Source organism: Dongia rigui (assembly GCF_034044635.1).
In the GTDB taxonomy this organism is placed as follows: domain Bacteria; phylum Pseudomonadota; class Alphaproteobacteria; order Dongiales; family Dongiaceae; genus Dongia; species Dongia rigui.
On sequence record NZ_JAXCLX010000003.1, the window covers coordinates 12,003 to 38,654 of the forward strand.

The following is a 26,652-nucleotide window of genomic DNA, read 5'->3' on the forward strand; positions in this document are numbered from 1 at the left end:
TGCCATGATTGTTATCGGCGGGCGGCGCGGCAAAACGCGCATGGCTCGCGGCAGCGATACAAAAGCCTTTGAAAACAGGGCGCTACGCGCTAGGTGAAGAGTCATGACAAACGAAACATCCCGCCCAAGCGAAATCTTCGTCGATGCCGATGCCTGCCCGGTGAAGGCGGAAATCAACCGCGTCGCCGAACGGCACGGGATGGTGACACATGTCGTCAGCAATAGCGGCTTTCGCCCCAGCGGCAACCCACTCATCCGCAATGTGGTGGTGAGCGACAAGTTCGATGCCGCCGATGACTGGATCGTCGAGCGCGTCCAGCCCGGGGACATTGTGATCACGGCGGATATTCAATTGGCCGATCGCTGCATCAAGGCGGGCGCCCAGGTGCTGGGCATGACGGGGAAGCCCTTCACCGAAAACAGCATCGGCACGGCGCTGGCCATGCGCGAGCTATCCAGCCAGCTGCGCGACATGGGCGAGATCAAGGGTGGTGGACCGGGCTTCAGTGCGGCCGATCGATCACGATTTCTGAACGCATTGGAAGCGATGGTGCAGAAGGCGAAGCGCAGCTAGCAGCTGCCGCCGCCATTGCCGCCACAGCCACCGCTGTCGGCCATGCCGCCCCAGCCCACCGTCGCGTTGCCGAGGGTGCTGCCGTGCTCATGCGGATGTTGCGCGCCATCCAGAGTCACTGGCTGGCCATGCGGTGTGTTTTCATAAGCCTCGATCCAGGCCAGCTTGCGCGCCTTGAGTTCGGCGGCGCTGGCGAGTTCCGCCTGCTTCACCAGGGTTTCGAAGGTTGCCAACACGCATTTATAATAGGTCGCCGTGTCATCGGGCTTGCCTGCTGCCAAAGACTGACGGATTTCGGTACCCAAGGTGGCCGACCAGTCGTTGAGGCTGAAGCGGCCCTTCTCGACCATGGCGGTTGCCATTGCCACGATCTGCGCCTGCCAGGGTTCGGAGAAGAGAGGTTCCCCGTCGCGGCCGATGAGCGGACCGGGCTTGGCGATGGCACTCAGCATATCAGGCGCGCTCAAGATAGCTCTCCCACAAATCGGCGTTGAAGCGATCTTTATCGCGGCCTTCACCGGGCCAGAGATCGGCGCCGGAGAAGGTGACGGTATAGAGATGCTGCGCCACATGACGACCCTTGGCACCTTCGTCCGGCAGCAAATGATTGCCGCGATGGGCGTGGATGATGCCGGTCCGGTTCATCAGATAGCCGGGGAGGCGCGTGTGGAAACCTTCGGGGAAGGTCTTGGTGCGCACCTTGTTGCCGGATGTGAAGGCGGGCTTCTGGTCGGCGGGGCGACGGAAGTCGCGGGTGATGGCGGAGACCTTCGCGACATCGCCCGGCCCCATCGGTTTGCGGAGGTCGGGCTTCCGGCCGCCGGTGCCGCGCGCGATTTCAGCGGGCGTTGCCAGGCCGGAATCGACCATCATCGCCGCATAGACCTGCATCCACTGATCGAAATAGGGCCGGGTCAGATAGTCGTCGGCCTGGATCAGTTCGCGCACATAGCGCCACCAATCGAGGGACCAGCTTGCCGGCCCCTCCAGCGCCTCGTTGATGCCCCACATGCGGGCTTCCCAATCGGCATGGAAGGGATGGTCGTCGGGGTCCATGACGATGCGCCCCTGGCCGGGCAGACCACCCATATCGTGCACGCGGGCCATGATTACCTCGCTACCTTCAGCACGCGATCGGTGCCGATCATGGAGTTGCGCGTGACCAATGCGGCCAGCTGATCTTCATTGAGGTTGTCGGTCCCAGCGGGGCGTTGCGGCAGAACGAGATAGCGCAGTTCCGCCGTTGAATCCCAGACCCGCACCTCGACCTCGTCACCAACGCTGACGCCGAATTCCTTGAGCACGCCGCGCGGATCACGCACGGCGCGGGCGCGGTATTCCTGCGACTTGTACCAGCCCGGCGACATGCCCAGGAGCGCGAAGGGATAGCAGGAGCACAAGGTACAGACGACGAGGTTGTGCACCACCGGCGTATTCTCGACGGCGACGACATGGCCGGTGGCATGGCCCTGATAGCCGAACTCGGAAATCGCCGCCGTACCGTCGGCGAGCAACCGCGCCTTGAAGGCGGGATCGGTCCAGGATTTGGCGACGACACGGGCGCCGCGCTTGGGGCCGATCTCCTCGGCGTAAAGATCGATCCAGGCATCGATGGCGGCACTGTCGACCATGCCCTTCTCGACCAGCAGGCTTTCCAGCGCCTTGACCCGCAAGGCGGGATCGCTCGGCAATTCGCTGTGGAGATGTTCGTGGATCTCGGTGATCTTCTTGGGATCGTAGCTGCTGGTCATCTTGCGTGCCGTCCTTGGGTGAGGTCGGTATTATCGACGCAGGAAAGCCGCGGCGTCTAGCCCACTCTTCCGTCATCCCCGGGCCCTGTCGGCGCATGCCGACATGCGTCGGCGGGGACCCGGGGATCCACTGCTTGCCTGGAGGGAGTGGATGCCCGGCCAGTAGGATCAACGCTGGGCCCGGGCATGACGAAAGAAAAATGGACGCGCAACGCAAACTGAAACTAGAGATGATCGCGCAGTTTGAGGAGGTCGATGAGGAAACGGTCGCGTTCGGCCTCGAGATCGGCGACCGAACGGCCGTTTGCTTCGCGTTCGATACCATCAATGAGCATTTTCTTCACATCAGATGTGAGCTGAACTTTGCCGAGGCTGGCCCAGCGCCGCTCCTGGCTGGGGCCGAGATGGTCGAGGTAATGGCGGATGCCGCCCGGCCCGCCGCCCAAATGGTAAGTGAGATGCGTTCCCTGCACCGCCCAGCGCATGGCTGGACCGTGGATGAGGGCCGTGTCGATATCGGCCACATCCGCGACACCGCTTGCCACGAGATGCACGGCTTCCTGCCAAAGGGCGGCACCGAGGCGGTTGGCGATATGACCCGGCACTTCCTTCTTCAGGCGGATCGTGACCTTGCCCAGCGCCCGGAAGAATGCATCGGCGCGCTCGAGGATGGCCGCATCGTGGCCGAAGAGTTCCACCAGCGGCATGAGATGCGGCGGGTTGAAGGGATGCGCGACGATGAAGCGACCCTTCAGTTTGCAATCGCGCGTCATGTCGCTGAGCAGCAGTGAGGATGTGCTGGTGGCGATGATGGCACCCGGCTTCGCCAGCGCATCGATTTCAGCCAGCAGCGCGACTTTGAGATCGAGGCGTTCGGGTGCCGATTCGACGATGATATCGGCGTGCGCGAGCGCTGCCGCGATGTCGCCGCAGATGACGAGCGCACCGCCCTGGTCCGGGGTCAGATCCTGCAATTGCCGGCGCAACGACCGGACCCGCGCGGCGAGATCCGCGCGGCGCGGTGGGTCCGGCTCGAAGATGGCAGCCGCATGGCCGTGATGCGCGAACAATGCCGCCCAGGCAGCACCGATCAACCCGCCGCCAATCACGGCAGTTGCCACGGGCGCGGTCATGTCAGTTGATCGGGGCCTGGCCGTAGCGGCGCTGGATGGCGTCGAAGGTACCGTCGGCATGCATCGCGGCAATGGCGGCGTTGATCTTGGGCAGCATCGCCGCCGTATCCGGCCGTTTTTTGCTGAGGCAGATGAAGTAAGGCGAGCTGCGCAATTCCTGGTAGGGCGCATTCTTGCCGCCGTTCTGGCGGGCGATGAAGTCGATCGGCGCACGGAAGGAATAGAGATGATCGATGCGGCCATTGGCCAGCATCTCATAGGCCTGCTCATCGCCGCTCACCGTCACATGCGGCACCTTGGCGTCGTCGAGTTCGGCCTCGAGATTGTAGCCCTTGACGACGCCGATCTTGCCGACAGGCGCGCTGGTGAGATCGGCTAGCGAGGCAATGGCTTCGGGCGTGCTGCCCGGGCGACGGAACACACCGACCGAGGTTTGGCCGATGGCGTCAGAGAAATGGAACAGGGCGGCGCGGTCTTCGCGATAGGAGCAGCTGCACAAGCCGTCGATGGTGCCGTCGGCGGCTTCGGCATAGCCGCGCTTCCAGGGCATGAAGCGCTGTTCGATCTGCAGCCCGGCGCGGCGTGCGATGTCGGCGATGGCATCGACATCGGTGCCCTTCAGGCCGTCGGTGCCGGGGTGTTCGATTTTGAGCGGCGGGAAATCATTGCAGGCGAGGACGACACGGCGTTCCTCGGCCTGCGCCAGGCGCGCCTCGCCCAGGAACAGAAAGCTCACAAGGGCCACGCAAATCAGCAATGGCAGCGCGCGCTGCATGTCCTACCCCGGTTCGGCGATGATCGGATGGAATACCCGACCATCTAGCTAAACCGATAGGCATTAACGAACCAATAATCATACAAGCGCTACCTGTGCGCGCCGAGTGAGGTACTGTCTCAACCGAGGGATTTATGCAGGAAGGCGACGGTTCGCGACCAGGCGAGATCGGCGGCTTTCTTGTCATAGCGCGCGGCGTTGGTGTCGTTGTTGAAGGCATGGTTGACGCCTTCATAGGTGTGCAGCTCGAAATTCGTGCCAGCGGCTTTGAGTGCTGCTTCGTAGGCCGGGATGCCGGCATTGATGCGGTCATCGATGCCGGCATAGTGGAGCAGCAACGGCGCCTTGATCTGGGGCACGTCCTTGGGGTCGGGCTGCATGCCGTAATAAGCCACACCGGCATCAAGCGTTGGATCGGTGACGGCCAATCGATTGACCAGACCGCCGCCCCAGCAAAAGCCGATGGCACCGACCTTGCCGTTGCTGTCGGGCCGTGCGCGCAAGGCGGCCACCACATCGCGTGCCGCCGCTTCGGTCGCCGGTTTGTCGAGGGCGCCGATCATCTCGCGGGCCTTGTCCGCGTCGGCCGGCGTGCCGCCGGCTTGGCTCAGGAAATCGGCACCGCCGGCGAGGAAGCCTTCGGCGGCGAGCCGGCGCGTCACGTCCTTGATGTGCGGGTTGAGGCCACGGTTTTCGTGGATGACGAGGACCGCCGGCCATTTCGCGCCGCCGGTGGGGCTTGCCAGATAGACCTTGGTGCCCTTGACGTCGATGGTCTCGGTCTTGATGCGGGGATCGCCTTCGGGGAGCAGGTCCGCCTTGGCGTAATTGTTTTCAAGGACGGGGAGCAGCGCCATCGCCGCCGCTGAACTGCCGGCCAGCACGGTGAGCTTTTCCAGGAACTGTCGACGATCCATGCCGCCATGGGTAAAGCGGTCGAAAAGATCGATGACGCGCTGGTTGGGACGGTGGCCGCCCTCTTGATGCCCGGTCATGGAAATCTCCCCTGCTGTTGCGATTTCTGCCCGTGCGGGAGGCAGTCAGGGGGATATAGATCGGGAAGCCGCGATATCCAGGCCGCCTGCGAACTTTTCGCAGGCGGCCTGGCAAAAGACGGGGTTATTTCGTCAGGATCAGGCGATGGTTGCGGGTGATGCGCAAACGATAGGCAGAGCCTTCGAAATCGATGATCGCCTCGCGGGCGCCCTTGAGGATCGACTGCAGGTTCACGGTCTGAACGGGCTGGCGCGCCGGCGTCGCCGGGCGCTGTGAACTGCGCGGCAGAAGATGATTCCGCAGGCTGCGCACCTCGACCTCGACCGAAGGTGCCGAATGGGTGGTGGGGCGATGAAAGTCGATACCGTCTCTGTCCATATTCCACTCCCTAGGGCTGTCTGTGGGCGACCGGCCTTTTGGCTGGCGGCCGGCTCGCCGCTAGTTGCGAATGGTTCGCAACAACGACAGGGATATCAAATCACCAGGATGCCCGCAAGTGATAATTATTCTCATTTGCAGAGAAATTCGGGCGGTGAGACGGATGTCACGCAGACGTGTTATTGACAATCATTCGCAAGATGAACAAATATGGGTTCGTTGACCCAATGCCCCAAGGCAGGCCCGAGTACCGATGTACGTCTGTATTTGTAACGGCTATCGCGAAAGCGAAATCGAACAGACCGCCCGTTCCGGCGGCCTGTCCTGCCCTGTCAAAGTCTATGAGGCGCTAGGCAGCGGCCCCTGCTGCGGGATGTGCCTGCCTACGGCGCAGGACGTCATCGACGGCGCGTTGAAGTCGTGCGGCCGCGCGGCGGCGAACGACGACGTGCTGCCGCTCGCTGCGGAATAAAGCCGCTACTCAAATCTCACAAGACGTCATGCCCGGGCTTGACCCGGGGATCCACTGATTGCCTGGAGAGAGTGGATGCCCGGGTCAAGCCCGGGCATGACGAAACCAATGGGGATGTAAGAGGCCGGGAACCGGCTCAGGAGCCGCCGCCCTCACCCGCTTCGTATTGCGACTGAATGTAGTTCTGCAGGCCCATCTTGCCGAGGATGTCGAGCTGCGTCTCGAGGAAGTCGATATGCTCTTCCTCTGATTCCAGAATGTCGACCAGCAGCTCGCGGCTGACGAAATCGCCGATCTCTTCGCAGAGGCGAATGCCGGTCTTGAGTTCCGGATGGCCCTGCATTTCGAGCTTCAGGTCGCAGGTGAGGATTTCCTGCACGTTCTCGCCGATCATCAGCTTGCCGAGATCCTGCAGATTGGGCAGGCCTTCGAGGAACAGGATGCGCTCGATCAGCTTGTCGGCGTGTTTCATCTCGTCGATCGATTCGTGATACTCGTGCTCGCCGAGCTTCTTCATGCCCCAGTTCTTCAGCATGCGGGCATGCAGGAAGTATTGATTGATGGCGGTCAGCTCGTTCTTCAGAATCTTGTTGAGCATCTGGATGACTTTTTTGTCGCCCTTCATGGCCGCCTCACTTTATGGAACCTGGGTTCGGTTGGATTCGTCAGCCACATTACCCGCATCTAACCCGTTCTAAAAGCTCGATTTTTCTGCAATTGCAACGCATAGTCAGTTGCGTAAGGCAGGATTGTGTTCGCACGGACGGGGTGGCGCCCAAGAAAAAGGCCGGGCTTTTGGGCCCGGCCTTCAGTTTGGAGCAGCAAGCTGTTCCTATGACGCTAACTGATTTACTGCTTGGGCGGGGTCGCCGGCCAGCTCTTGATCAGGGTGTCGTAGTCGATGGTCTCGCCTTTGGGCTTCTCGTTGGCGAGTTTCGGGTACGGCGCACCCGGGGCGTCGAACCATTCCTGGGCCGACTTCTTCGGGTTCATCTTCGGGCCGCATTCCTTCTGCACGCCGGACTTCTCGAGACGCTCGAGGACCTTGTCCTGAGCGGCGGCGAGGCTGTCCATGGCCGCCTGCGCGGTCTTGGCGCCAGACGAGGCGTCACCAATGTTCTGCCACCAGAGCTGAGCCAGCTTCGGATAGTCAGGAATGTTGGTGCCGGTCGGGCTCCACTGCACGCGGGCCGGCGAGCGGTAGAATTCGACCAGACCGCCAAGCTGCGGTGCACGTTCCGTAAAGCTCTTGTCCCAGATGTCGCTCTCGCGGATGAAGGTCAGGCCGACATGGCTCTTCTTCAAGCTGACCGTCTTCGACGTGACGAACTGGGCATAGAGCCAGGCAGCCTTGCGGCGATCGACCGGGGTCGACTTCAGCAGGGTCCACGAACCGGCGTCCTGATAACCGAGCTTCATGCCTTCCTGCCAATAGGCACCGTGCGGTGACGGGGCCATGCGCCATTTCGGCGTGCCGTCGGCATTCATGACCGGCAGACCCGGCTTCACCATGTCGGCGGTGAAGGCGGTATACCAGAACATCTGCTGGGCAATGGCACCCTGCGCCGGGACCGGGCCCGATTCAGAGAAGGTCATGCCAGCGGCATTGGCGGGAGCGTACTTCTTCAGCCAGTCAACATACTTCTCGATCGAGTAGACGGCGGCCGGACCGTTGGTGTCGCCACCACGTTCGACCGTCGAGCCCGCCGGATGGCAGTCTTCGACGCGGATACCCCATTCGTCGACCGGCAGACCGTTCGGAATGCCCTTGTCGCCGGAGCCCGCCATCGACAGCCAGGCGTCGGTGAAACGCCAGCCGAGCGACGGATCTTTCTTGCCGTAGTCCATGTGGCCATAGACTTTGACGCCGTCGATTTCCTTGATGTCGTTGGTGAAGAATTCGGCGATGTCTTCATAGGCCGACCAGTTGACCGGCACGCCGAGCTCGTAGCCGTATTTGGCCTTGAACTTCGCCTTGATGTCCGGGTTGGTGAACCAGTCATAGCGGAACCAATAGAGGTTCGCGAACTGCTGGTCGGGCAGCTGGTAGACCTTGCCATCGGGCGCGGTCGTGAAGGACAGGCCGATGAAGTCCTTGAGGTCGAGTGTCGGGCTGGTGACATCCTTGCCCTCGCCCGCCATCCAGTCGGTCAGCGGAATCGCCTGCTTGTAGCGGTAATGCGTGCCGATGAGATCGGAATCGTTGACCCAGGCGTCGTAGATGTTCTTGCCAGACTGCATCTGCGTCTGGATCTTTTCAACGACATCGCCTTCCTGGATGAGATCGTGCTTCAGCTTGATCCCGGTGATTTCAGTGAAGGCCTTGGCCAAGGTCTCTGACTCATAGGCGTGAGTCGTGATGGTTTCGGAGACGACGTTGATCTCCATGCCCTTGAAGGGTTCAGCGGCTTTAATGAACCACTGCATTTCCTTCAACTGATCTTCTTTGGACAGGGTCGAAGGCTGGAACTCGGAATCGATCCACTTCTTCGCGGCGGCTTCATCAGCCATCGCGTGGACCGGACCGAGGACCAGCAGCAGGACCGCTGCCGACACCCCTGAACGGATTTTCATGCCAGTTCCTCCTTGCGTGCGATTGACTTCACGACCCACCCGAGATGCACGCCCACCCGGATTGGTCTTCTTGTCCCCTTTAAGACGTCAGACCCAGCGGAAGATGCCGCCGGCCAGCCCCAGGGAAATCAGTGTGGCGATCCATACACTCGTCACCTCGAACCCTTCCTCGCCGATGGGCAGCGTGGTCAGCGGATTGTTGCCCATGAGGTAGATCCAGAAGATGTGAATGAAGGCCGCGCAAAGCAGCGAAATGAACAGCCGGTCGCCGCGCGTCGTGGGAATGCGCAACACACCCACGCGCTCGGTTTCCGGCTTGAAGATCGCCAGCAGCGTCATGACGGTGAGCACACTGGCGAGCAAGGCGAAGAAGAGACCCGTTTGCCAGGTCCAGGCCATCCAAGCTGTTTCCATGGGATGTGGCCCTCCTCTTAGACGCGGCCCAGGGCAAAGCCCTTGGCGATGTAGTTGCGGACGAACCAGATGACGAGCGCGCCGGGGATGAGTGTCAGCACGCCGGCCGCCGACAACAGCCCCCAATCGACACCGGACGCGGAGACCGTGCGGGTCATGATCGAGGAGATCGCCTGGTTGTTGGTGAGGGTGCGGGCCAGCAAGAGCTCGACCCACGAGAACATGAAGCAGAAGAAGGCGGCGACGCCGATGCCGGAGGCAATCAGCGGCACGAAGATCTTCACGAAGAAGCGCGGGAAGGAATAGCCGTCGAGATAGGCCGTCTCGTCGATCTCACGCGGGACGCCGGACATGAAGCCTTCCAAGATCCACACCGCCAGCGGCACATTGAAGATGCAATGTGCCAACGCCACGGCCCAGGGCGTGTCGAAGAGGCCCACTGCCGAATAGAGATTGAAGAAGGGCAGCGCGAAGACGGCCGGGGGCGCCATGCGGTTGGTGAGCAGCCAGAAGAAGAGATGCTTGTCGCCCATGAAGCGGTAGCGCGAGAAGGCATAGGCTGCCGGCAGCGCCACCAGGATCGAGATCACGGTGTTGATCGCGACATAGGTGAGCGAGAAGACGAAGCCGTCGAACCACGCCGGATTAGTGAAAATCTCGTGGTAGTTCTGCAAGGTCGGCGCGGTCGGGAACAAGGTCATCGACGTCGTGATCTCGGTCGTCGTCTTGAAGCTCATATTGATGAGCCAGTAGATCGGCAGCATCAGGAAGATGAGATAGAGAGCGAGGATGAGGTGGCGGCTTTTCATGGCCTCACGCCTCCTTGGGCGTTGCTTCGCGGTCTGCATCGACATTCGTCATGACTGTGTAGAACAGCCAGCAGGCAGCGAGGATGATGAGGTTGTAGACGATCGACATGGCAGCGGCGGAGCCGAGGTCGAACTGACCCAAGGCGAGCTTCACCAGATCGATCGAGAGGATGGTGGTGGAATTGCCCGGGCCGCCGCCGGTGACGACGAAGGGCTCGGTATAGATCATGAAGCTGTCCATGAAGCGGAGCAGCACGCCGATGAGGAGCACGCGGCGGAGCTTCGGCAGTTCGATGGTCATGAAGACCGCAAAGCGCGAGGCGCCGTCGATCTTGGCGGCCTGGTAATAGGCGTCGGGGATCGAGCGCAGGCCCGCATAAGAGAGGAGTGCGATGAGCGAGGTCCAGTGCCAGACGTCCATGACGACGATGGTGATCCAGGCAGAGAGTGGCCCCAGCGTGTAATTGTAGTCGATGCCGAGGTGATTGACGATCCAGCCCAGCAAGCCGATGTCCTCACGCGCGAAGATCTGCCAGATGGTGCCGACCACGTTCCAGGGCACCAGCAGCGGCAGTGCCATGACGACCAGGGTGAAGGCTACGCCCGCACCCTTTTTGGGCATGCAGAGGCCCACAAGCACACCCAGCGGCACTTCGACGGCAAGGATGATCGCCGAGAACAGCGCATTGCGGCCGAGCGAGTCGAAGAAACGGCCGCCGAGATCGGTCGAGGGGTCGAGCAGTTCCTGGAACCAGCCGAGGCCGTTCCAGAAGAACTCGTTATTGCCGAAGGTATCCTGGACCGAATAGTTGACGACCGTCATCAGCGGCACGATCGCGTTGAAGGCGACGATGAGCACCACCGGCAGAGCCAGGAACCAGGCGCGATTATCGATTGGCTTGTCCATGGTCCCTTACCCTTCCACCAGATGCCCGTCGGCATAGACATGGAGATGTTTCTGATCGACGCTGAGGCGCGCCACATCGCCATCGATGCGCGCATCTTCCGGCATGATGACGGCAAGCGGCATGCCTTCGAGCTCGACACGGGCGATCTGGAAGCGGCCGGTATCCTCGACCCGCTTCACCTTCACGGGAATGCCGTCGGCCGTGCCGTTGAGCGTGATGAATTCCGGACGGATGCCAAGCTCGATCTTCTTCGCACCGGCGGGTGCGGTGACGGGCCGGCCCAAAGCGATCTGGTGTGGGCCGATGCGGGCGACATCGCCGGCAACCTCGGCCGCAATGACGTTCATGCCGGGGGAGCCGATGAAATAGCCGACGAAGGTATGGGCGGGCCGCTCGAACAGTTCCTGCGGCGTGCCGATCTGCACGACCTCGCCGTCATACATGACGATGACCTTGTCGGCGATGGTGAGGGCTTCGGTCTGGTCATGCGTCACATAGACCATGGTGACGTTGGATTGCTCATGCACCCGCTTCAACTGCGCCCTGAGCTGCCATTTCATATGCGGATCGATGACGGTGAGCGGCTCGTCGAACAGGATGGCGCCGACATCGGCGCGCACCAGGCCGCGGCCCAGCGAGATTTTCTGCTTCATGTCGGCGGTGAGGCCGCGCGCCTTGCGCGTTAGATCGCGCTCGAGATCCAGCATCTTGGCCACTTCCTTCACGCGCGCATCGATGGCGGCGGCCGGGACATGGCGGTTTTTGAGGGGGAAGGCGAGATTCTGATAGACGGTCATGGTGTCGTAGATGACCGGAAACTGGAACACCTGGGCGATGTTGAGCTGCTCGGTCGGCAGCGCCGTCACATCCTTGCCGTCGAAGAAGATTTGCCCCTGGCTTGGCTTCACCAGGCCGGAGACGATGTTGAGAAGCGTGGTCTTGCCGCAGCCCGAGGGGCCGAGGAGCGCATAGGCACCGCCCTGCTCCCAGGTCATGTTCATGGGTTTCAGCGCATAATCCGACGGCTGGGTCGGATTGGGCTTGTAGGAATGGGCGAGGTTCTTGAGTTCGATCTTGGCCATGGCGCTTACCGGCCCCCTTCCGATTGCGGAGCACGCACCAGACGGCCATTGCCGTCGAAGACGAAGAAGCGCGCGGGGTCGAGATAGATGGTGAGGTCGGTGCCGGGGTTGAGCTCGTAGACGCCGGCCTCCAGCGCGATCCAGCGGAAGCCGCCGACATCGACATGGATGAAGCTTTCCGAGCCGGTGATTTCGCTGACCGCCGTCTTGGCGGCGAGCGGCACCAGGCCGGGGCGGTTGTTGACGGCGACATGGTTCGGACGGAAACCAACCACATAACTGCCGGCAGCCAGGCCCTGCAGCGTACCGACCTGCGGGACGTGCTGCCCGTTGGGGAGATGCGCGTGCGAACCGTCGAGTTCGAGATCGACGAAATTCATCGGCGGGTCGGAGAAGACCTCAGCAGTGATGCGATCATGCGGCTGGCGATAGACGTCGACGGTGCGGCCGTATTGCGTGACGCGGCCCTCATGCAGGGTTGCCGTGTTGCCGCCAAGGAGCAGCGCTTCCGAAGGTTCGGTCGTTGCATAGACGAAGACCGCGCCGCTCTCGCTGAAAATGCGCGGCAATTCGGCGCGGAGTTCCTCGCGCAGCTTGTAATCGAGATTGGCGAGCGGCTCGTCGAGGAGGACGAGATCGGCCCCTTTCACCAGCGCGCGGGCAATCGCGGTGCGCTGCTGCTGGCCGCCGGAAAGTTCCAAGGGCGTGCGTTGCAGATAGGGCTCGAGGCGCAGAAGCGAGGCGGCGCGCGCCACCTTGGCCTCGATCTCGGCCTTCGGCACGCCCTGGACGCGCAAGGGAGAGGCGATGTTCTCGTAGACGCTCAAGGCCGGGTAGTTGATGAACTGCTGATAGACCATGGCGACATTGCGCTTCCTGACCGGCACGCGGGTCATGTCGCGACCGTCATAGGAAACGCGCCCGGCACTGGGTTGATCGAGGCCAGCCAGCAAGCGCATCAAGGTCGTCTTGCCGGAGAGTGTCGCCCCCAGCAACACGTTGATGGTGCCGCGCTCCAGGCGCAACGAGGTGGGGTGGATGTGCACCGCACCCCGCACCGTCAGGCCGACATTTTCAAGTTCAACTGCCACGAAGATCACCTACCCGTTAATGCGGTTGGCGCGGTCGCGTGAAGGCGACCGGCGATATAGGTCTGCAGCGCGTCGATATCCGTCGCTGCCATATGCAGGCCCAATTTGGAGCGGCGCCAGACGATGTCTTCGGCGCTTCTGGCCCATTCCTGGTCCATGAGATAATTAACCTCCGCCTCGGTCAAGCTGGGACCGAAACGGCGGCCGAGATCGGCAGCGCTTTTGGCGTTGTTGAGAATGCGCTCGGCACGCGTGCCATAGGCACGGATCAGCCGGCGCGCCTGTTTAAGCTCTAGGAATGGGTATTTCTGCTGCAACGCACCCGCCTGTGCGGCAAAGGCATTGACGGGGAAATCGCCGCCCGGAAGCGTCGATTGCGCCGTCCAGGGCGCCTTCATGCCGGCGAAGAAGGGCTGCAGCTTTTCCAGCGCCGCTTCGGCCAAACGGCGATAGGTGGTGATCTTGCCGCCGAAGACGGAGAGCAAAGGTGCCTCGCCCGATTTCTGGTCGAGCCGCAGCACATAGTCGCGCGTCGCGTCCTGCGCCTTGCTGGCGCCGTCGTCGTAAAGCGGGCGGATGCCGGCATAGGTCCAGCGGATATTGGCGCGCGTGATGGCCGCCTGGAAATATTCGTTGGCGGCCGCAATCAGGTAATCGGTCTCGGCATCCGAAATGGCGACCTTGCCCGGCTCGCCCTGATAGTCGGCATCGGTGGTGCCGATCAGCGTGAAGTCCTGCTCATAGGGGATGGCAAAGCAGATGCGACCGTCGGCGTTCTGGAAGATATAGGCGCGGTCATGGTCGAAGAGCTTTTCAACGACGATATGGCTGCCCTTCACGGTGCGGATCTTGTCAGGCGCATTCATGCCGACAGCACCGCCGAGGAAGCTCGAGACCCAGGGGCCGGCGGCGTTAACGAGCGCCCGCGCCTTGGCATCGATAACCTGACCGTCGGGACCTTCCAGTCTCAGGCGCCACAGATCGCCCTCGCGGCGGGCCGATGTGCAGCGGGTGCGCACATGGATGTCGGCGCCGCGCTCGGCAGCGTCACGGGCATTCAACGCGACGAGGCGCGCGTCCTCGACCCAGCAATCGGAATACTCAAAAGCGTGCGTGAAACCGGGCTTCAAGGGTGCCCCCGCCGCGTCGTGGCGCAGATCGATGGAGCGCGTGCCGGGCAGGATCTTGCGACCGCCGAGATTGTCGTAAAGAAAGAGACCGATGCGGATGAGCCAGCGGGGCCGGAGGCCCTTGTGATGCGGCAGGATGAAGCGCAGCGGCCAGATGATATGCGGTGCCGCATTCAAGAGCACTTCGCGCTCGATCAGCGCTTCGCGCACCAGGCGGAATTCGTAATGCTCGAGATAGCGCAGGCCGCCATGGATGAGCTTGGTCGAGGCGGATGACGTGCCGCTGGCCAGGTCGTTCTGCTCAGTCAGCAGGACCTTGAGACCGCGGCCGACCGCATCGCGCGCAATCCCGCAACCGTTGATGCCGCCACCGATGACGGCGATGTCGTAGATGTCGGCCGTATTGGCCATGATCGGGCATTCCTCCGCTGCTGATCACGGCCGACCCCCGCTGGCGCCATAGGCGGTACAGGGCTTTGGCTCACCCGACCGAAGCCGGGCGGCGTCGTCACACATGACCAGTTTCGTTACTTTCGCTGGCAATCGTTAAACGAAACCAAACGAAAGACAAGAGAAAATATCGGCGTGATTGGCGTTCGATTCAGCACAAATTCGCTGTCGAAACGCACGAAATGAACCGGCCGAGTTGCGCATTTCGCAAATGCGAAAGAGCGCTAAGCCGTTAGGCCGTTTCGCTTTCTTCGGCAGGAGCGCCGGGCGCCACAGCCACGGTGGTGCCGCTGTGGCGGCAGATCTCGACGATCTTTTCCGGCGGCGCACGGTCGGTGACGAACATGTTGATCTCGGACAAATGGCCGATGCGAACGGGCGCGGTGCGCTCGAACTTCATCGAATCAGCAACCAGGATGACATTGCGCGCATTGGCGATGATCGCCTGCGCTACGCGCACCTCGCGGTAGTCGAAATCGAGCAGCGAGCCGTCATCGTCGATGGCCGAGACGCCGATGACGGCGTAATCGACCTTGAACTGAGACATGAAATCGACCGCCTGCTCGCCGACGATGCCGCCATCGGCCCGGCGCAGCATGCCACCCGCCACGATGACGTCGATGCGCTGCGAGGGCAGCAGGATGCCGGCCACATGGATGTTGTTGGTGATGACCAGCAGCCCTTCATGGCCGCGCAAGGCCCGCGCCACTTCTTCCGTGGTGGTGCCGATATTGATGAAAAGCGAGGAACCGTTGGAGATGAGCGAGGCGGCGTGTTCGCCGATGCGCCGCTTCTCGGTATCGGCCAAATGCCGGCGCGCCTCATAGGCGACGTTCTCGACACCAGACGCCAGGATGGCCCCGCCATGGGTGCGCGTCAGCAGCCGCTGATCGCACAGATCGTTCAAGTCCTTGCGGATGGTCTGCGGTGTCACGTCGAATTTGGCAGCCAGTTCCTCGACATTCACCCGCCCATTGAGGCGGGCAAGGCCAAGGATATCGTTCTGACGGGGCGTCGGCGTGAACATGGGCGGGTCCGGTCGTCAAGTGATCGCGAGGCCGGCAGCTTAGTCGGTGGCGTGCCGCCCTGCCAATTGCCTTTAACGCTGGTACGGCAGATAAGCGCCTTCAGCGCCGGTACTGCAGATTGGCGCTTTCAGCGCCGGCGCCGCAGATTGCGCAGTTCGGCAATGCCGACGACGCGGAACAGCAACGCAAGTGCCGCAAAGGCCACCGCACCCACGGCAATGATGCCAATGAGGGAGAGCGCCTGCAATTCGGTCCCCGCCTGTTGCCCCGGCCAGATGACGTAGACGGCACCCCAGGTGGCACCGCCGAGGGCGATGCAGGCGAGGAGAAGACGCGGCAAGGTGCGCTTCGAGCGCGCATCGAGGACCAGGAAGCCGCGGCGATAAAGAATGGTGCCAAGGAGGATGGCATTGACCCAGGCCGACACCATGGCGCCGATGGCGACGCCGATATAGCCGAAGGGCAAGGTGAGCGAGAAGCTGATGGCGATGTTGACGGCAACCGAGATCGCCGCCTGGCGGAACGGTGTCGTCGTATCCTCGCGCGCCAGGAAGGCAGCGGTGAGCGCCTTGTTGGCGACATAGGCCGGAAGCCCCGCCGACATGATCATGAGGGCGATCGAGACCGCTTCGGCATCGTCATAGGTGAAGGCGCCGCGATGGTAGACCGTGGTGACGATGGGAAGTGCCGCGACGATGAGGCCCACCATCGAGGGCAGCGACAGGACGAGGCCCAGTTCCAGGGCGCGGTTCTGCATGTGCATGGCGGCCTGCGGATCGCCGCTACGTAAGGCCCGCGTCAATGCCGGCAGCAGAACGACACCGATCGCCGAGCCGATGAGCGCCAAGGGCAGCTGATAGAGCCGGTCGGCGTAATAGATGAAGGAGACCGATCCCGCATGCAGCGAGGCGAGGATGGTGGAAACGGCGAGGTTGATCTGCACCACGCTGGCGCCGAAGAGACCGGGGATCATCAGCTTGAAAAGCTGCACGGCATCGGGTGTGAGGCGCGGTAGCGGCAGTCTTAGCGCGAGCCCGGCGCGCCTGCAGGCATTGGCGAGCCACAGGAACTGCACGAGGCCGGATAGCGTGACCGACCAGGCCAGCGCTTCGCCGACGAAGAGCGCATCGCCCTTGATGAACCACATGGTGGCGATGAGGATCGCGTTGAGGATGACCGGTGCCACCGCATTCTCGGCGAATTTGTGGAGGCCGTTGAGCATGCCGCCCTGCAAGGCACAGAGCGACATGAAGACGATGTAGGGAAAGGTGATGCTGGTGAAGAGCACCGCCGCCTGGAACTTCATCGGGTCGGCATCGAAGCCAGGGGCGAAGATGTGGATGAGCCAGGGCATGGCAAGCTCCGCCGCCACCAGCACGATGAGCAGCGCCACCAGCAGCAGCGCCATCACCTGTTCGGCAAAGATGCGGGCGCCGGACATGCCGCGCTCGGTGAGATGCCGGGTGAAGACCGGGACGAAGGCCGCCGAGAAGGCCCCTTCCGCAAAGACCTGGCGCAACAGATTGGGCAGGCGCATGGCGACGATAAAGGCATCGGCGATGGGGCCGGTGCCAAAGAGCTGGGCGATCATCACCTCGCGCACGAAGCCCAAGATTCGGCTCAACAGGGTCATGCCGCCAACGGTGGCGAAGGAGCGCAAGGAAAACATGGGGGCGCGGGTGCTTTCGGAGAGAGAAGTAGAATCGCCAGATTTATGAGGTGTTTAGCATAACAGGCCCGATTTTCATCCTGTCGGCCAAACGCGGCAGCCTTAAGAAAAACTTGTGGCCTTTTCAAGCGAAGCTCGTTTGTCTACTATGTCGATAGAGATTTAGTATTTCCGGCAACCAGACACCCGTCTGGGGGACAGAAACCAGCGCGGGCCAAGTCGCGCTTCAGGAGGCTCAAGATGTTGATTTCGAGACGTTCTTTGTCGGTCGCCGCGGTGCTGGCGACACTCCTTGCCAGTGCCCTGCCGGGCCTGGCCCAGGCGGAAACCAAGCTGCTCAACGTGTCCTATGACCCGACGCGCGAGCTTTATAAGGAATTCAACACGGCCTTCGCCGCGCATTGGAAGAAGGAGACGGGCGAAGACCTCTCCATCGAAGCCTCGCATGGCGGGTCGGGCAAGCAGGCCCGCGCCGTGATCGACGGGCTCGAAGCCGATGTCGTCACCCTGGCGCTTGCCTACGACATCGACGAGATCGCCGCCAAGGCCAAGCTCCTCCCCGCCGATTGGCAGGCCCGCCTGCCGCACAACTCGTCGCCCTATACCTCGACCATCGTGTTCCTGGTGCGTAAGGGCAACCCCAAGGGCATCAAGGATTGGGGCGATCTGACCAAGGAAGGCGTCGAGGTGATCACGCCCAATCCGAAGACCTCGGGCGGTGCGCGCTGGAATTATCTGGCGGCCTGGGGCTGGGCGCTGAAGCAGCCGGGCGGTTCGGCCGATACGGCCAAGGCCTTCGTCAAGGATCTCTATAAGCATGTGCCGGTGCTCGACAGCGGCGCCCGCGGCTCCACCACCACCTTCGTCCAGCGCGGCATCGGCGACGTGTTGCTGGCCTGGGAGAACGAAGCGTTCCTGGCGGTGAAGGAACTGGGCCCGGATCAGTTCGACATCGTCGTCCCCAGCGTCAGCATCCTCGCCGAGCCGCCGGTCGCGGTGGTCGACACGGTCGTCGACAAGCACGGCACGCGCAAAGTGGCGGAAGCCTATCTCAACTATCTCTACACGCCGGAAGGCCAGGAGATCGCTGCGAAGAACTTCTATCGCCCGACCGACCCCAAGGTGGCCGCCGCGCATGAGAAGGACTTCCCCAAGGTCAACCTCATCACCATCGACGACACGTTCGGTGGCTGGAAGAAGGCGCAGCCGGAGCATTTCGGCGACGGCGGGACCTTCGACCAGATCTATCAGCCGACCAATTGATCATCGGCTGAAATAGACGACATGGAAACGGGGCCAGAAATGGCCCCGTTTTTGTTTGTCTAACTGCGATCTCAATCCGTCATGGTCGGCGCAGGCCGACCATCCATGAGTTTCTTTCTTCGGCGATAGGCAAAGTCGTGGATGGTCGGCCTTCGCCGACCATGACGAGAGGGTTCGGGCAGCCGCTACAGCAGACGCTCCGCCAGTGCCGCGCAGGCGATGCGGAGATCGGGGACGGCGATGATCTCCCAGAAGGTGCCTTTGGTGATGGGGCCGATGGCGTGGAGATCGGGGGTTACATGGCCTTGCCTGTCGATCACATTGCCGGCTGGATCGACGTCGAGCCCGAGGCGCAAGGGATCGGGCCGGACCTGGCCGGATGCCAGCAGCTGCTGGATGAGCTTCTGGTCGAGCCTGGTGGCATCGGAGCGCGGGCCGGAGCAGTCGATGACGCGGTCTACGACCAGCTCGCGCCGACCGCTGTCGCCGCGCAGGTTGACGTGAACCACGCTCGTTTCGTCGAGGCGCGTGGTCTCACCGATGCGGCCCTTGATGATCTCGATCTGGCCAGCGGCGATGGCTGCTTCGATCCGCGCCATGACCTGGGGGGCGGCACGGTGGCGATGCACGTCCCACCAGGGGCGTAAGTGACGCAGGAAACGCGCGCGCTCGGGGAGCGACATTTCCTGCCACAGGCGCTGCGTATGCGGCCGCAATCCGTCGATCGCGGCACGCCTCCCGGCCCCGGTCTTCTCGGCAATGCGCGCAATGGTCCGAACCTGCCGCAGCAGTTTGACGAGATTGCGGCCCGAGGGCGGCGCTTCGTATTTCCAGGGCGCGGGGACGGCGGCATGGACGCGCGGCAGCAGGCCACGGCGCGAAAGCGCATAGATCTTGCCCGTGTGGCCGCGGTCGAGCAGCGACAGGACCGTGTCGATGAAGGTGAGCCCGGTGCCCAGAATCAGGACCGGGGCATCGGGGGCGAGCCCGTCGAGACAGGCCGGATTCCAAGGGTCGCCGAAATAGCCGGGCGTCGAAGCCGTGGGCGGGAAATTGCCGACCGCAAGGACCGCATGGTCGATGGGGTAACGCCGCCCGACGGCGAGTTCCAGCGAGAGGCCGTCACTGTCACGGTGCAGCGCCACCGCTTCGTCGGTGAGGAGGAAGAGGTTATGGCTCTGCCCCTCGCGCCAGATCTTGTCGCCCAGCAGTTCCTGAATGTAATTCCCGTAGACCCGGCGCGGCACGAAGGTCGATGCGCCCAAGTTCGCCACATTGGGGTCGCCGATCTCGGCCCTTTGGTCGGCCGGCAGATTCTGCAGCCAGCGGACGAAATGATCGGGCTCGTCCGGGAAAGCACTCATATTGCCGGCGCGGACGTTCAGCAGATGGTTGGGATTGCCGGTCGCATAGGCGAGGCCGCGACCGAAATTCTGGTTGCGCTCGACAAGGTAAATGCGGTCCTCGGGCCGACATCGCCGCAACAGGTGGAGGGCCAGCAAAGAACCGCTGAACCCGGCACCGATGATGGCGATGCGGCGACCGCTCTGGTCACCGATGGCGGTCATGATGGGATCAGAATGGCATGACGGATCAGAACGGCCGATCGCCAAGGATGGTGGCGCGGTGCATCACGCGCCGGTGCGGCAGATAATCGGCCACCGCGTAATGCTGCGTCGAGCGGTTGTCCCACATCGCGACGTCATTGGTCTTCCAGCGATGGCGCACCTGGAAATCGGGCTTGCCGATATGCTTGAAGAGCAGATCAAGCACAGCGCGGCTTTCGCTGGCCGAGAGTTCGTTGATATGGGTGGTGAAGCCCTCGTTGACGAATAGGCCCTTGGCGCCGCTCACGGGATGGGTGCGGATGACGGGGTGCTTCACCGGCCGGTTCTTGGCCTTGGCCGCCAGCCATTGCTTCTCCTCGGCTGGCGTGCGCGCATAGCGCTCGGCCGGGAAGGATTTGGCAAAATCATGGGTCGCGGTCAGGCGCTCGAGAAAGGCGCGGAAAGCCGGCGACAGCGCGTTGAAGGCCGCCTCGTTATTGACCCAGAGCGTATCACCACCGCTCGGCGGCAATTCCTTGGCATAGAGCACGGCGCCCAAGGGTGGCGTCTCGATGAAGGTCACGTCCGTGTGCCAATTGTCGTTGTCGGGCAGGTTCTGCGTGCTGGTATCGATGATGATGATTTCCGGCGTGTCGGCGACCTGCGGATAGATGGGATGGATATGCAGCTTGCCGAAGGCTGCGGCGAAATTGCGCTGCTGCTGCGGCGTGATGATCTGGTTTTCGAAGAACAGGACCTTGTGGGCGATGAGGGCGTCGCCAAGCTTGGCACGGCTCGCCGCATCGATCGTCCGGGCGAGATCGATGCCCTCGACGCGCGCGCCGATGACGGGACCGAGGGGTTCGACCTTGATCAGGTCGGCGACGATGCGGTTGCTCATGAAACCACCTCTCCGTTCTTTTCAATTCCGGTCCAGCGGGGCAGACTTTCGCGGCCCTCTGTTGGGACAGGACAATAAATCTCTACTGATTTAGTAGACAAACAAGCCTTTCTTGCCAGGGGCGCAAGTTTTTCTCAAGAGCTTGCCGTAAAAATAAGGAATTTCAAATGGTTGCGAATAAGACGGGCGATGCCACCCTGGCCCTTGTGGCGCATGACCAGATGAAATCCCGTATGCGCGATTGGGCCGTGGCGCATGAAAGGCTGCTGGCGCGCTATCGCCTCTTTGCGACCGGCACGACCGGCGGGATCATCGGCGCCGCCTGCCCCAGCCTGAAGATCAAGCGATTGAAAAGCGGCCCGCTGGGCGGCGACCAGCAGATCGGGGCACTCATTGCCGAGAAAAAGGTCGCGGCGTTGATCTTCTTCATCGATCCGATGACCGCCCTGCCCCATGACGTCGATGTCAAAGCGCTCATCCGCCTCAGCATCCTTTACGACATCCCCTTTGCCTGCAACGAGGCGACGGCGAGCCTCCTCATCACCGGCATGGCGAAAAAATAGGCGGACCCGCCGCAACGGGGCCGCCCATCCTTCAGGCATAGACGACTTCCGTCATCATGCCGGTCGCCATGTGCAGGAGGTTGTGGCAGTGGAACGGCCAGCGGCCAGCGTTGTCGGCATCGAAGGCGATGCTGACCTTGCCGCCGATGGGGACCAGCACCGTGTCGCGCATGGCGCCCGAAAAGCTGCGGCCGTTGATGCCGACCACCTGGAAATGATGGCCGTGGAGATGCATGGGATGCGCCATCATGCTGTCATTGACCATGTCGATAACGACGCGCTCGCCCAGCCCCACCTCGAACGGATGATGCTGTCCGAAGGTCTCGCCATTGATCGACCACACGTAAGGTGACATGCCGCCGGTGAGCGTTGCGCGCAAGGTGCGGGCAACGGGCTTTGCGGCCAAGGGTGTGACGGCGGCCAGTCGGGTTTCGAAATCGACCGTGACGGCGTCGGCCGGTGTTGTGCCCTGCTCCGCCACTTTGGCCACCGTGGCACCCGGCGTTGCCAAGATGACGCCGGTGCGCTCTCTGCCCCCTTCCCGCACGGCAAGGATCGGGAAGGCGCCGCCGGATTCGGGGAGATCGACGAGAATGTCGAGGCGCTGGCCCATCGCCATGGGGAAGCGCCGGGCGCTGACCGGTTGGACGGCATTGCCATCGACCGCGATGACGCTGCCGGTCAATGAACCGAGATCGATATGAAAGGCCGTGGATGTTGCGCCATTGATCAGCCGCAACCGCACGCGGCCCTTGCGCTCGGTGCGGATGACGAGCGGATCGGCAAGCGTGCGGTCATTGGCGAGATAAGCATCGTAGTCGACGTCGTTGAGGTCCATCGCCATGGCGCCACCACTCATGGCGCCCATATCCATGCCGCTCATATCCATATTGCCCATGTCCATATTGCTCATGTCCATGTTGCCCATATTGGACATGTCGTGACCGGCATGGGACATGGCGCTGGCGCCAAGCCCCGCCAGAAGTTCGGCGGGATCCTTGAAGGTAAAATCGTGCAGCAACACGACGACCTCCTGCATGTCGGCCTTGAGATCGTCGGCCGAATGCACGATGAGGGGTGCCGCCATCAGACGCTGTTCCTGCAAGCCGTGATGGGAATGCATCCAGTGGGTGCCGGTGCGCGGGGCGAAATCATAGCTGGCTGTTTTCCCCACTGCGATCAGCGGCCGGTCCTGGTCGGCAACACCGTCCTGCAGATAAGGCGGGGTCATGCCGTGCCAATGAATGACGGCATCCTCGCCCGCCTCATTGGCGAGGTCGACCCGGAAGCGCTGGCCGGGGTCGAGGGTGAGCCCGGCGGTGCCGTCGGGTTGCTGGATGCCAAAGACGCTGGCGGCTTTGCCGTTGACCACCAGTGTGCGGCGGGTGATCGCCAGTTTGAAAGGTTCCGCCGACAAGGCGAAACGCGGCAGTGTGCCGCATGCGGCCAATGCTGTACCGCCCGCCATCAAGGCGCGGCGTGAGAAAAGCGTGGACATGGTTCAATTCCCTGAATCGAGCGTGTTGCAAGGCGCGGGACAAGGTGTCCGCGCCGCGTGAGATCGGATCAGAGAAGGCGTCGAGGCGGCCTCCGAGTCGGGCTCTCCATGATGCCACGATGGAGCGAAACCAGGACTGGGCGCAGCCGGCTTCCCTGGTTGGAGGGTTGCCCAATCGCCTCGGCCGGCATCAGGCCTTGGGTGAGCATCGGGCAATGGCCGTTGAGACAGCAGGACAAATCGGCATGGCCGGCATGCTTGTGCTCGAAGGGCTTGGATTGGCGGTCATGATGCGCGCAATCCACCATGGGCGCGGCGCTAACACCGCCTTCATGGACCATCGGCGCCGCCATGACCGGCATCGCCCCGGCCAGGAACAACCCGGCCAGGAGACTAACGGTCAGCAATGTGACAAACATCCTGCGCAATGGGTCACTCGATCTTCCGGCCGATCTGCTAGCGGCTGAATGCACAATATAGAAACGAAAACGGCCGCGGCAAGCTCTGCCGCGGCCGTTAACTTAGGTTGATCCGGCGTCAGCCCTCGATCGTTGCCGGAAAGCTGGGACCGTCATGCGGCGTGCGGTGCACATCCGCCTCACCCGGCTTCTGCTTGGCATGATTGGAAGCGAGGAAGGTGTAGAAGACCGGCAGCACGAAGAGCGTGAACAACGTACCCACACTCATGCCGGCGATGATCACGATGGCGATCGACATGCGGCTGGCGGCACCCGCACCGCTGGCAAACATCAGCGGGATGAGGCCGGCCACCATGGCGGCCGTCGTCATGAGGACGGGGCGCAGTCGCAGCCCAGCCGCCATTTCGACGGCTTCCAGTTTGGAAAGACCGAACTTCTCCTGCTGCTCCTTCGCCACTTCGCAGATGAGGATGCCGTGCTTGGTGATGAGACCCACCAGCGTCACGAGACCGACCTGGCTGTAGATGTTCATGGTCGAGAAGCCGAGGGCCATCGGGATCAACGCACCGCAGATGGAGAGCGGCACGGAGATCATGATCACCAGCGGATCGCGCAGGCTTTCGAACTGCGCCGCCAGCACCAGATAGATGATGATGATGGCGAAGGCGATGGTGATGAAGAAGGCATTTCCCTCCTGGATATACTGGCGCGACTGGCCGGCATAATCGATGGTAAAGCCTTCGGGCAGAACGTCGGCAGCCACTTGCTGCATGGTGGCGAGCGAGGCACCCAGCGTCCCCATCGCCGCCATCTGGATCGTGGCCGAGTTCTGCTGGTTGAACTGATTGAGTGAGATCGGCTGCACTTCCTGGCGCAGGCTAATGAGGCTGCCCAGCGGAATGGGTTCGCCGCCCGACGCCTTCACATAGAAATCGCCGAGCTTCTCGGGATCCAGGCGATCGACACGGGCGACCTGCGGAATGACCTGATAGCTCTTGTTATAGAGGTTGATCAGGTTCACGTAATTGCCGCCGGTCATGGTAGCGAGCGTCCGGGCGATCTCGCCCATGGTGACGCCATAGGCTGCCGCCTTGTCACGGTCGATCTCGATGATCGTCTGCGGCTTTTCGAATTTGAGATCGATATCGGAGAAGAAGATCACCATGCCACGCTTCGTGAGTTCGGCCATGAAACGGGCAACGACGTCGTTCAAGGTGCGGTAGTCCGCCGTCGTATTGATGACGAACTGGATGGGAATCGGATCGACGCCGGGGATCGGCGGCACCGGCACAACGGCGGTGTTGAGCCCGGAAATCTGCGACAGCGAGGCGGTCAAATCTCCGATGATCGGCCCCTGGGTGCGCTCACGCTCCGACCAGGTTTTCATGACGGCAACACCGAAACCGTTATTGGTGCCGTCGGTGCCGTTGATGGTGAAGAAGCCGTTGAGCTCCGGAATGCTCTGGACGCCCTGCTTCATGGCATCGCCATAGCGATCCATGTAGTCGATATTGGCGTCGGTCGGGCCGTTGTAGATGATGAAGGCGGCACCCTGGTCTTCGCTGGGCGCCAATTCCTTGCTCATCATGGTGATGAAGCCGAGGCCACCCATGGCAATCAACGCGATGATGCCGAAGACAACGGTCGCGGCCCGGTCACGCAAACTGGCGCTGAGCAGTTTGAGATAGAAGTTGCGCAGGCCATCGAAGGTTTTGTCGATGCGGTGCGCCAGGCCTTTCTTGTCCGTATCGTGCTTCAGGAACTTCGAGCACATCATCGGCGACAATGTCAGCGCCACGACACCGGAGACGACGACGGCGCCGGCGAGCGTCAGCGCAAATTCCTTGAAGAGCGCGCCAGTAAGGCCCGTCATGAAGGCGATTGGCGCATAGACCGCGACCAGCGTCACGGTCATCGAGATGACCGGGAGGGCAATTTCACGGGTACCGACCAGCGCCGCCTGGAAGGGACTTAACCCTTCATCGATATGTCGGTGGACGTTTTCGACGACGACGATGGCATCATCGACCACAAGGCCGATCGCCAGCACCATGGCGAGCAATGTCAGCAGATTGATCGAAAAGCCGAGGATCAGCAGGAACAGGCAGACGCCGATCAGCGACAAGGGCATGGTGACGAGCGGGATGATGACCGAGCGCATCGAGCCCATGAACATGAAGATCACGACCATGACGATGAGCGCCGCTTCGCCGATCGTCTTCATCACTTCCTCGATCGAGGCGCGGATGAAGATCGTCGAATCATAGGCGATCTGCAGGTTCATGGAGGACGGCAAATTGGCCTCCAGCGTCGGCAGCATGGCGCGTACATCGGTGACGACGGTGAGCGGGTTGGCATCCGGCGTCGTCTTGATGCCGATGAACACCGCCTTTTCACCGTTCACATAGACCGAGCTATCGGAGCTTTCCGGCCCCAGTTCGACCGTCGCGACATCGGACATGCGCACCAGCTGGGTTCCGCGATTGCGGATCACCATGTCGCGGAATTCCTGCTCGCTCCTGAGATCAGTGCGGGCCGTCGTGCCGACGACGTCAAAATAGCCCTTCGCATTGCCGGCGGCCGCCAGATAGTTGTTGGATTCGATCGCCGCCTGTACTTCGGTCGCCGAGACGCTGTACTGCGCCATCTTGGTCGGGTTGAGCCAGATGCGCATGGCGAATTTCTGGCCGCCGAACAGTTCCGGATCCGCCACACCCGGCACGGTCGAGAGCTTGGGCTGGATGACGCGCGTCACGTAATCGGTGATCTGGCCCGGATTCATGACCTTGCTGGAAAAGGCCAGATACATGGTGGCGAACTGGTCGCCGGTCGACTTCACGATGACCGGATCATTGATGCCGCGCGGCAGCAGTGAGCGCGTCTGGTTGACCTTGGCAGTCACCGCCGTCATGGCGGCGTCAGGGTCTTCGTTGAGGCGCACGTTGACCGTCACCACGCTGGTGCCGGCATAGGATTTCGAGGTGAGATAGTCGATGCCGTCCGCCGTTGCCACCGCCTTCTGGATCGGATCGGTGATGAAGCCCTGCATCAGATCGGCGTCGGCACCCGGGAAGGTCGTCGTCACCGTGATGGTGGTGTTGAACATTTCCGGGTACTGGCGGATCTGCAGGGACAGGATCGACTGCAGGCCGAGGAGCAGGATCAGGAGACTGATGACGGTCGCCAGGACCGGCCGCTTGATGAAAATATCGAACATGACGGTCTAA

At 62.2% G+C, this 26,652-nt stretch carries 26 protein-coding genes; 4 read left to right on the plus strand and 22 right to left on the minus strand.

The window, feature by feature from the left end:
* Nucleotides 1–103 precede the first annotated feature (103 nt).
* Entirely contained in the window at nt 104–574 is a 471-nt protein-coding gene (locus SMD31_RS15770; protein WP_320501874.1) for a YaiI/YqxD family protein, read from the plus strand.
* On the opposite strand, the gene SMD31_RS15775 is transcribed toward SMD31_RS15770, so the two are convergent.
* From SMD31_RS15775 to hemP, 7 genes are all read right to left on the minus strand, one after another.
* Complete coding sequence (locus SMD31_RS15775) at nt 571–1,041, minus strand: nitrile hydratase accessory protein (protein WP_320501875.1); 471 nt, start codon at nt 1,039–1,041, stop codon at nt 571–573. The two genes, SMD31_RS15770 and SMD31_RS15775, sit on opposite strands and share 4 nt — an antisense overlap.
* Nucleotides 1,028–1,681: a nitrile hydratase subunit beta gene (gene nthB / locus SMD31_RS15780; protein WP_320501876.1), complete on the minus strand. Its 654-nt coding sequence runs from the start codon at nt 1,679–1,681 to the stop codon at nt 1,028–1,030. Before nthB ends, SMD31_RS15775 begins: the two co-directional genes overlap by 14 nt.
* 2 nt (nt 1,682–1,683) lie before the next feature.
* Nucleotides 1,684–2,325, minus strand: a complete 642-nt coding sequence (gene nthA / locus SMD31_RS15785; protein WP_320501877.1) for a nitrile hydratase subunit alpha — start codon at nt 2,323–2,325, stop codon at nt 1,684–1,686.
* Nucleotides 2,326–2,549: 224 nt separating this feature from the next.
* The gene (locus tag SMD31_RS15790; RefSeq protein WP_320501878.1) at nt 2,550–3,458 is read right to left on the minus strand and encodes a 3-hydroxyacyl-CoA dehydrogenase NAD-binding domain-containing protein; all 909 of its coding nucleotides are present in this window, start codon (nt 3,456–3,458) and stop codon (nt 2,550–2,552) included.
* A 1-nt stretch (nt 3,459) separates the two neighbouring features.
* Complete coding sequence (locus tag SMD31_RS15795; RefSeq protein WP_320501879.1) at nt 3,460–4,233, minus strand: substrate-binding periplasmic protein; 774 nt, start codon at nt 4,231–4,233, stop codon at nt 3,460–3,462.
* A gap of 119 nt (nt 4,234–4,352) precedes the next feature.
* Nucleotides 4,353–5,228: a dienelactone hydrolase family protein gene (locus tag SMD31_RS15800; RefSeq protein WP_320501880.1), complete on the minus strand. Its 876-nt coding sequence runs from the start codon at nt 5,226–5,228 to the stop codon at nt 4,353–4,355.
* 124 nt (nt 5,229–5,352) lie between these two features.
* Nucleotides 5,353–5,607 (minus strand): hemin uptake protein HemP, encoded by a 255-nt coding sequence (gene hemP, locus SMD31_RS15805; RefSeq protein WP_320501881.1) that lies wholly within the window; start codon nt 5,605–5,607, stop codon nt 5,353–5,355.
* A 253-nt stretch (nt 5,608–5,860) separates the two neighbouring features.
* Between hemP and SMD31_RS15810 the strand changes: the two genes are divergently transcribed.
* Complete coding sequence (locus tag SMD31_RS15810) at nt 5,861–6,079, plus strand: (2Fe-2S)-binding protein (protein WP_320501882.1); 219 nt, start codon at nt 5,861–5,863, stop codon at nt 6,077–6,079.
* Between the two features lie 136 nt (nt 6,080–6,215).
* Here SMD31_RS15810 and bfr read toward each other — a convergent pair whose 3' ends face one another.
* From bfr to murJ, 10 genes are all read right to left on the minus strand, one after another.
* Nucleotides 6,216–6,704, minus strand: a complete 489-nt coding sequence (gene bfr / locus SMD31_RS15815) for a bacterioferritin (protein ID WP_320501883.1) — start codon at nt 6,702–6,704, stop codon at nt 6,216–6,218.
* 224 nt (nt 6,705–6,928) lie between these two features.
* The gene (locus tag SMD31_RS15820) at nt 6,929–8,653 is read right to left on the minus strand and encodes an ABC transporter substrate-binding protein (RefSeq protein WP_407652148.1); all 1,725 of its coding nucleotides are present in this window, start codon (nt 8,651–8,653) and stop codon (nt 6,929–6,931) included.
* 87 nt (nt 8,654–8,740) lie between these two features.
* Complete coding sequence (locus SMD31_RS15825; RefSeq protein WP_320501884.1) at nt 8,741–9,067, minus strand: DUF2160 domain-containing protein; 327 nt, start codon at nt 9,065–9,067, stop codon at nt 8,741–8,743.
* A gap of 17 nt (nt 9,068–9,084) precedes the next feature.
* A complete protein-coding gene (locus SMD31_RS15830) occupies nt 9,085–9,876 on the minus strand; it encodes a carbohydrate ABC transporter permease (RefSeq protein WP_320501885.1) in 792 nt (263 codons plus the stop codon).
* A 4-nt stretch (nt 9,877–9,880) separates the two neighbouring features.
* Entirely contained in the window at nt 9,881–10,783 is a 903-nt protein-coding gene (locus SMD31_RS15835) for a carbohydrate ABC transporter permease (protein WP_320501886.1), read from the minus strand.
* A gap of 6 nt (nt 10,784–10,789) precedes the next feature.
* Nucleotides 10,790–11,866: an ABC transporter ATP-binding protein gene (locus SMD31_RS15840; protein ID WP_320501887.1), complete on the minus strand. Its 1,077-nt coding sequence runs from the start codon at nt 11,864–11,866 to the stop codon at nt 10,790–10,792.
* Nucleotides 11,867–11,871: 5 nt separating this feature from the next.
* Nucleotides 11,872–12,957, minus strand: a complete 1,086-nt coding sequence (locus tag SMD31_RS15845; protein WP_320501888.1) for an ABC transporter ATP-binding protein — start codon at nt 12,955–12,957, stop codon at nt 11,872–11,874.
* Between the two features lie 5 nt (nt 12,958–12,962).
* Nucleotides 12,963–14,498, minus strand: coding sequence for a glycerol-3-phosphate dehydrogenase (gene glpD, locus SMD31_RS15850; RefSeq protein WP_320501889.1), 1,536 nt, complete (start codon nt 14,496–14,498; stop codon nt 12,963–12,965).
* A gap of 271 nt (nt 14,499–14,769) precedes the next feature.
* Entirely contained in the window at nt 14,770–15,564 is a 795-nt protein-coding gene (locus SMD31_RS15855) for a DeoR/GlpR family DNA-binding transcription regulator (protein ID WP_320501890.1), read from the minus strand.
* A gap of 128 nt (nt 15,565–15,692) precedes the next feature.
* A complete protein-coding gene (murJ, locus tag SMD31_RS15860) occupies nt 15,693–17,234 on the minus strand; it encodes a murein biosynthesis integral membrane protein MurJ (protein WP_320501891.1) in 1,542 nt (513 codons plus the stop codon).
* A gap of 240 nt (nt 17,235–17,474) precedes the next feature.
* On the opposite strand from murJ, the gene SMD31_RS15865 reads away from it, so the two are divergent.
* Nucleotides 17,475–18,497, plus strand: coding sequence for a sulfate ABC transporter substrate-binding protein (locus SMD31_RS15865; RefSeq protein WP_320501892.1), 1,023 nt, complete (start codon nt 17,475–17,477; stop codon nt 18,495–18,497).
* 185 nt (nt 18,498–18,682) lie between these two features.
* Here the strand turns inward: SMD31_RS15865 and SMD31_RS15870 are convergent, their stop codons facing one another.
* Entirely contained in the window at nt 18,683–20,065 is a 1,383-nt protein-coding gene (locus tag SMD31_RS15870) for an FAD/NAD(P)-binding protein (RefSeq protein ID WP_320501893.1), read from the minus strand.
* A gap of 25 nt (nt 20,066–20,090) precedes the next feature.
* On the minus strand, nt 20,091–20,945 hold the full coding sequence (gene tauD / locus SMD31_RS15875; RefSeq protein WP_320501894.1) for a taurine dioxygenase: 855 nt from the start codon (nt 20,943–20,945) through the stop codon (nt 20,091–20,093).
* Nucleotides 20,946–21,112: 167 nt separating this feature from the next.
* On the opposite strand from tauD, the gene SMD31_RS15880 reads away from it, so the two are divergent.
* Nucleotides 21,113–21,508: a methylglyoxal synthase gene (locus SMD31_RS15880; RefSeq protein WP_320501895.1), complete on the plus strand. Its 396-nt coding sequence runs from the start codon at nt 21,113–21,115 to the stop codon at nt 21,506–21,508.
* Nucleotides 21,509–21,539: 31 nt separating this feature from the next.
* On the opposite strand, the gene SMD31_RS15885 is transcribed toward SMD31_RS15880, so the two are convergent.
* The 3 genes from SMD31_RS15885 to SMD31_RS15895 all read right to left on the minus strand — a co-directional run bounded on the left by SMD31_RS15885 (nt 21,540) and on the right by SMD31_RS15895 (nt 26,642).
* Nucleotides 21,540–23,006 (minus strand): multicopper oxidase family protein, encoded by a 1,467-nt coding sequence (locus SMD31_RS15885; protein WP_320501896.1) that lies wholly within the window; start codon nt 23,004–23,006, stop codon nt 21,540–21,542.
* 68 nt (nt 23,007–23,074) lie between these two features.
* Complete coding sequence (locus SMD31_RS15890; protein WP_320501897.1) at nt 23,075–23,413, minus strand: hypothetical protein; 339 nt, start codon at nt 23,411–23,413, stop codon at nt 23,075–23,077.
* Between the two features lie 130 nt (nt 23,414–23,543).
* Entirely contained in the window at nt 23,544–26,642 is a 3,099-nt protein-coding gene (locus tag SMD31_RS15895) for an efflux RND transporter permease subunit (RefSeq protein ID WP_320501898.1), read from the minus strand.
* Nucleotides 26,643–26,652: the final 10 nt, after the last annotated feature.